This window comes from Streptomyces sp. NPDC102258, from assembly GCF_055584685.1.
Map to the genome: position 1 here is coordinate 1 of NZ_JBVJLO010000078.1, position 1,009 is coordinate 1,009.

Annotated in this window: 1 rRNA gene; it reads left to right on the forward strand. The window is 56.2% G+C overall.

From position 1 onward, the window contains the following. Positions 1 to 977: ribosomal RNA gene (locus ACZ6ZT_RS35230) — 23S ribosomal RNA — on the forward strand; the annotation flags it as partial. Positions 978 to 1,009: the final 32 nt, after the last annotated feature.

Here is a 1,009-nt window from a genome sequence, read left to right on the forward strand (position 1 = left end):
TCCTAAGGTAGCGAAATTCCTTGTCGGGTAAGTTCCGACCTGCACGAATGGCGTAACGACTTCTCGACTGTCTCAACCATAGGCCCGGTGAAATTGCACTACGAGTAAAGATGCTCGTTTCGCGCAGCAGGACGGAAAGACCCCGGGACCTTTACTATAGTTTGATATTGGTGTTCGGTTCGGCTTGTGTAGGATAGGTGGGAGACTTTGAAGCAGCCACGCCAGTGGTTGTGGAGTCGCCGTTGAAATACCACTCTGGTCGTGCTGGATGTCTAACCTCGGTCCGTGATCCGGATCAGGGACAGTGTCTGATGGGTAGTTTAACTGGGGCGGTTGCCTCCCAAAGGGTAACGGAGGCGCCCAAAGGTTCCCTCAGCCTGGTTGGCAATCAGGTGTTGAGTGTAAGTGCACAAGGGAGCTTGACTGTGAGACCGACGGGTCGAGCAGGGACGAAAGTCGGGACTAGTGATCCGGCGGTGGCTTGTGGAAGCGCCGTCGCTCAACGGATAAAAGGTACCCCGGGGATAACAGGCTGATCTTCCCCAAGAGTCCATATCGACGGGATGGTTTGGCACCTCGATGTCGGCTCGTCGCATCCTGGGGCTGGAGTCGGTCCCAAGGGTTGGGCTGTTCGCCCATTAAAGCGGTACGCGAGCTGGGTTTAGAACGTCGTGAGACAGTTCGGTCCCTATCCGCTGTGCGCGTAGGAATATTGAGAAGGGCTGTCCCTAGTACGAGAGGACCGGGACGGACGAACCTCTGGTGTGCCAGTTGTCCTGCCAAGGGCATGGCTGGTTGGCTACGTTCGGGAGGGATAACCGCTGAAAGCATCTAAGCGGGAAGCCTGCTTCGAGATGAGTATTCCCACCTCCTTGAGAGGGTAAGGCTCCCAGTAGACGACTGGGTTGATAGGCCAGATGTGGAAGCCCGGTAACGGGTGGAGCTGACTGGTACTAATAGGCCGAGGGCTTGTCCTCAGTTGCTCGCGTCCACTGTGTTAGTTCTGAAG